Genomic DNA, 5,221 nt, shown 5'->3' with positions numbered 1-5,221 from the left:
TGCTGTCGATCGCCTCCACGATCCGCGCTCGGGTCGCATCGCGGCCGTGTCGGCCCGCCGTCAGCGAGCGCCGCCACGTGCGGTCGGACATACCTTAGGCTCCGTCCGTCCGGTCTTAGAGGTGATCCACCGAGTGTCCGGACGGGTCTATAGTGTGAGGCGCCGACCGTCCCCTAGATAGTCGTACCGGCCGATTGAGATACCAACAGCAGTATGTAGCGGTACGGAGCCGAACAGAGTGATCATATAAAATACCACAACGGGACTGCCCGTACGCGGCGGCACATGGAGACGCGCAAAGTACAGCTGTCCGGAGGGACCACCTACACGGTGTCGCTACCGAAATCCTGGGCCAACGAGCACGGGATCGAGGGTGGCTCGACGCTGGCTCTGTACCCGGACGACGACGGGTCGTTGCTGATCGAAACGCGAACCGACCGCTCGGGCGAGCGGCGCGCGGTGACGATCGACGTCTCGACCGACTCCGATCACGCCGTCAGACACCGGATCCGCGCGTTCCACGCCGTCGGGTTCGACGAGGTGACGCTCGTCGACCGGGCGGGGCACTCCTCGGAGCGGCGGGGGGTGATAGCGGACACCGTCGGGGACCTCTCTGGCTTCGAGATGCTGAAGGCCGACGACACCCGCGTGCAGTTGACGAACCTCATCGACGCAGACAACGTCGACGTCCGGAAGTCGGCCCTCCGGCTCCGTCTCGTGACCCTCGGTATGCACCGCGACGCCGTGTCGGCCGTTCTGAACGACGACGAGACGCTCGCCGAGCGCGTCATCGACCGCGACGGCGAGGCCGATAAGCTGTTTGCGATGGTGACTCGACACTTCCGGCGGGCGCTCACCGACCTCCACGAGGTCGAGAAGCTCGACACCGGCCGCGACCGGCTGTTCGAGTACTACCACGTGTGCCGGCAGTTCGAGCGGATCGCCGACCACGCCGAGAAAATCGCGCGGTTCGTCCTCGACCCGGAGGCGACCGTTCCCGCCGACTTTGCGGACCGCATCGAGGCGCTCGCGTCCTGTTCCAGACACGTCATCGACACCGCCGCCGACGCGATCCTCGCCGACGCGAGCGTCGAGGCGGCCCTCGACGCCCTCGAGGAGCGCGACGAGCTGACGAGCGAGATCAGGGAACTCGACGAGGCGCTGTACGAACACGAGAACGCGGCCGAGGCGCACGTCGTCGGGCTCCTCCTCGACAGCATCCGGCGAACCAGCGAGTACGGCGCGAACATCGCAGAGATCGGCATCGAGCAGTCCGCACGCGAGTGCGAGTGCGTCCGGTAGTCGTCCGCCGGGTCGACGCGGACGGCGCGCCCCGGTGACGTACGGAGCGTCCGTACCGCTCGTGTTCCCTCTTGAGTCGGACATAGAGGAACTAGAAGCGTTATTACGGCGTTCGCGCCGGGGTACCGACGATGGGATCGAAACGCCCCGACATCGTGTTGACCAACGACGACGGCATCGACGCCCCCGGGCTCGAAGCGGTGTACGATCGGCTGACCGAGATCGGGGACGTCACCGTCGTCGCCCCCTCGAGTGACAACAGCGGGATCGGGCGGGTCCTCTCTATGGGCCGTTCGACGCCGATCGCGCTCGGCGACGGCACCGAACAGATCGAACTCGAAGCGCCCGATTACTCCTGGGAGGTACCGTTTCGGCCCCACGAGTTGGGGTACGAGGTCGTCGGGACGCCCGCGGACTGCGTCGTCGCCGCGGTGTCGGCCATAGAGGTCGAGCCGGACGTCATCGTTTCGGGGTGTAACCCGGGGCCAAACGTGGGGCTGAGCGTTCTCGAACGATCCGGGACGGTCTCGGCGGCGGTGGAAGCGGCCCACCTCGGCGTTCCGGGCGTCGCCGTCTCCAGTACCGCAACCGGAGACGAGGGGACGGGCTTCGCCGTCGAGGCCGACTTCGTCGGCCAGTTGGTTCGCTTTGCGCTTGGGACTGGTCTGTTCGAGACCGTCGACTACCTGAACGCGTTGGTGCCGCCGTCGGTCCCCGAACGCGTCGTCGTCACCGAGCCCTCGGCGACGCACAACGTCAGCGCCGCCCTCAAGGAGTCGGCGGGCCGGTTCGTGTTCACCCACACCGCCTTCGAGGAGCTACGGAACGGACGCGAGGGGTCCGACGAGGCCGGGACCGACCGCCGCGCGATCGGACGCGACGAGGCGAGCGTCTCGCCGCTGACGCTCCGCGACGGCCCGGTCGAAAGCGAGCGCCTCCGGGCGTTCGCCGAGCGGTACCGCCCGAGAGTGGAGCCTTCCTCCGAGTGACGCCCGCGCGAGCCGAATCACCCGTAGAGCCGCTCGAGAAGCCGCCCCGCACCCTCGCGGGTCTTGAAGTAGCGTCGCTCGCCGTCGGGGGTGCGGACGGCGTAGGCGTAGCGGTCGCTGTCGGGGACGTACCAGCGCTCGGAGTGGACCTCGAAGGGATCGTCGGCGTCGGCCTCGTCGGCACCCGGGGCGTCGTCGTCCCGCGTCGATTCGACGAGCAGTTCCCCGTCGACAAAGCGGTCGTCGACGATCACGCCGTGGTCGGCCTCCTCGATCACCGCGCGTCTGGCCTGCTCCATCAGGACCGACTGCGCGTCCAGGGGCGGTTCGTCGCCCTCCGGGCGCACCCGTTCGTAGCTCCCGTCCGACCGCATGAGCCACCGCCGACGGGTGTCGGCGAACGCGGTGCCGAGAACGAACCGGAGCTGCCTGCGGACCGCGGGGGCCTCGACCGGGACGACGGCCTCCACGCGGTTGTCGAGGTTCCGCGTCATCCAGTCGGCGCTCCCGATGTACCACTCCGGGTCGCCGTCGTTCTCGAAGTAGAAGACCCGCGAGTGCTCGAGGAACCGCCCGACGATGGAGTGGACCGTGACGTTCTCGCTGAGCCCCTCGACGCCGGGGCGAAGACGGCAGATGTCACGGACGATGAGGTCGATCTCGACGCCGGCGATCGAGGCGCGGTACAGTTCCGCGACGATCTCGGGGTCCTCGAGGGCGTTCATCTTCGCAACCAGCCGGCCGCGACGCCCCTGGCGTGCGTGTTCGGCTTCCTGGCGGATGAGCTCGACGAAGCGCTCTCGCATCGTCTCGGGGGCGATGAGCAGTTTCCGGAACTCCTCGTCCAGCGAGGGGCCGGTGAAGAAGTTGAACACCTTGACGAGGTCCTGGCCGATGTCGCGATCGGCGGTGAGCAAGCCGAGATCGACGTAGCCTTTCGCCGTCTCGGAGTGGTAGTTCCCGGTGCCGACGTGCGAGTACAGGGTGACCCCCTCGGCCTCCTGGCGGACCACAAGCGCGGTCTTCGTGTGGGTCTTCAGCCCGACGGTCCCGTAGGCGACGTGGATGCCCTCCTCCTCGAGTCGCCGCACCCACTCGAGGTTGTTCCGCTCGTCGAAGCGGGCTTTCAACTCGACCATCACGGCGACCTGTTTGCCGTTCTCGGCGGCGTCGATGAGGCTCTGGATCACCTTCGAGTCGCTCGCGGTCCGGTAGATCGCCGCCTTGACCGCGAGCACCTGGGGATCGTTCGCCGCCTCCTCGAGAAACCGCTGGACGGTGGTCTCGAAGGAGTGATACGGGTGATGGACCAACACGTCCCCGCGCTCGATCGCCGCGAAGATCCCCGGGGAGTCCCCGGGCGCCTCGGGGTCCGGCCGCACCGGATCCAAGCGTGGATGTGGCTGTGGGGACCACGCCGGGGGTTTCAGCGCCGGGCGATCGAGTTCGGTGAGCGTGAAGAAGTCCTCGAAGTCGATCGGCCCCGAGCGGCGATAGACCTCCCGTCTGTCGATGTCGAGTTGATCGACGAGGAGGTCCAGGCTCCGGTCGGGCATGTCGTCGGCGACCTCGAGTCTGACCACCCTGGCGAAGCGGCGCTGTTCGATCAGGTCCTCGATGGCCTCGATGAGGTCCTCCGCGACCTCCTCGGCGCGCCTGACCTCGGCGTTGCGCGTCAGCCGGAACGTCGAGACGTCGAGGACGTCCACGTTCGGCAAGAGGAGATCGAGGTTGCTCTCGATGAGGTCCTCGATGAGGACGTAGGCTGACTCGTCGTCCCCGCGGTGGACCTCGATGAGCCGGGGGTGGTTCGGGGGGACCTTCACCCGGGTGAACGTCGGGTCACCCTCACCCTCGCCCTCCGATCGGGTCAGGATTCCGAGCGAAAGCGAGAGGTTCGAAATGAACGGAAAGGGGTGTGCCGGATCGAACGACAGCGGCGTGAGCGTCGGCAGAACCGACTCCTCGAAGTACGCCCGGAGGTCCGCGCGCGTCTCGTCGGTGAGCGAGTCGTATTCGAGGACGTGAACGCCCGCGTCGGCCAGCGCCGGCCTGATCTCGTTCGCCCAGACGTCCGTCTGCCGTCCGAACATCGGTCCGGCCTCGTCGAGGACCGCCTCCCACTGCTCGGTGGGCGTCCGACCGTCGACCGTCCGGGTCGTGACGCCGGCCTCGATCTGCTGTTTGAGCCCGCCGACCCGCTTCATGAAGAACTCGTCCATGTTCTTCGTGAAGTAGGCCAAAAACCGCACCCGTTCTAAGGGCGGGTTGCGGTCGTCTTCGGCCTCACGGAGCACGCGGCTCTGGAACGCCAACTCCGAGAGCTCCCGGTTCAGGTAGTACTGCGGATCGGAGAGATCGAACCCGTCGTCGGGTCTGTTGTCGGGCATCGGGCGGGGCTCTGTTCAGATGCCGAACGACGCGTTCCCGCAGTTCGGACACGCGATGCCCGCGGCGGCTTCGGCGGACGCGTGACGGATCTCGCTCATGCTGTGTTCGGTGTAGCACTCCTCGCATATCAGTCCGTTGTGTGGCATCATGCATACTGCCCGGAAGCGGTAATAAACCGTTGCTAATACGTCTATATAGCCGTACGTACGACTCTATTGGGGCGCCCCCGGTAGAGCGCGCCGACGGAGAGACGGCCGACAGCGCCGAGCGGGTCGTACCCCGCCGGCGAAATACACATACCGGCTCGAAGCCACGCTTCTCGGTGTATGCCCTCCAGCGCGCGTCGGCGTGCGCTCGCCGTGCTCGGCGCCAGCACCGCCGTCACGGTCGGGTTCGTGTACGCCGAAACGACGCTCGTCTCGCTGTCCGGTCCCCGCTACGAGCGGGCGCTGTTCGGCGTCCTGCTCGGCCAGCCGGTTCTGATCGCGCTCGTCTGTGGGCGGTACGGGCTCGGGCTCTCGACCGCCGTCGCGGCCGGC

General features: G+C 67.4%; 5 protein-coding genes. 3 read left to right on the top strand and 2 right to left on the bottom strand.

The genetic code is table 11. The features are described from left to right. Positions 1-285 precede the first annotated feature (285 nt). Both Q0916_RS04930 and surE read left to right on the top strand, forming a co-directional pair. A complete protein-coding gene (locus tag Q0916_RS04930) occupies positions 286-1,302 on the top strand; it encodes a phosphate uptake regulator PhoU (RefSeq protein ID WP_299235174.1) in 1,017 nt (338 codons plus the stop codon). Between the two features lie 131 nt (positions 1,303-1,433). Further along, the gene (surE, locus tag Q0916_RS04925; RefSeq protein ID WP_299235171.1) at positions 1,434-2,291 is read left to right on the top strand and encodes a 5'/3'-nucleotidase SurE; all 858 of its coding nucleotides are present in this window, start codon (positions 1,434-1,436) and stop codon (positions 2,289-2,291) included. 17 nt (positions 2,292-2,308) lie between these two features. Here the strand turns inward: surE and ppk1 are convergent, their stop codons facing one another. Next, positions 2,309-4,681, bottom strand: coding sequence for a polyphosphate kinase 1 (ppk1, locus tag Q0916_RS04920; RefSeq protein ID WP_299235168.1), 2,373 nt, complete (start codon positions 4,679-4,681; stop codon positions 2,309-2,311). A 15-nt stretch (positions 4,682-4,696) separates the two neighbouring features. Next, positions 4,697-4,828, bottom strand: coding sequence for a hypothetical protein (locus tag Q0916_RS04915; protein WP_299235165.1), 132 nt, complete (start codon positions 4,826-4,828; stop codon positions 4,697-4,699). A 180-nt stretch (positions 4,829-5,008) separates the two neighbouring features. On the opposite strand from Q0916_RS04915, the gene Q0916_RS04910 reads away from it, so the two are divergent. Next, positions 5,009-5,221: hypothetical protein (locus Q0916_RS04910; protein WP_299235163.1), on the top strand; the 213-nt coding region annotated here is incomplete at its 3' end.

Source organism: Natronomonas sp. (assembly GCF_028274965.1).
Lineage (GTDB): Archaea > Halobacteriota > Halobacteria > Halobacteriales > Haloarculaceae > Natronomonas.
The sequence above is the reverse complement of the archived record's forward strand: the minus strand, read 5'-3'. Positions and strand labels throughout refer to the sequence as shown.

What these genes read in the sequence shown, in the direction of transcription:
- ppk1 (WP_299235168.1), bottom strand. Translation starts at nt 4,681, where the DNA reads ATGCCCGACAACAGACCCGACGACGGGTTCGATCTCTCCGATCCGCAG.
- Q0916_RS04930 (WP_299235174.1), top strand. Translation starts at nt 286, where the DNA reads ATGGAGACGCGCAAAGTACAGCTGTCCGGAGGGACCACCTACACGGTG.
- surE (WP_299235171.1), top strand. Translation starts at nt 1,434, where the DNA reads ATGGGATCGAAACGCCCCGACATCGTGTTGACCAACGACGACGGCATC.
- Q0916_RS04915 (WP_299235165.1), bottom strand. Translation starts at nt 4,828, where the DNA reads ATGCCACACAACGGACTGATATGCGAGGAGTGCTACACCGAACACAGC.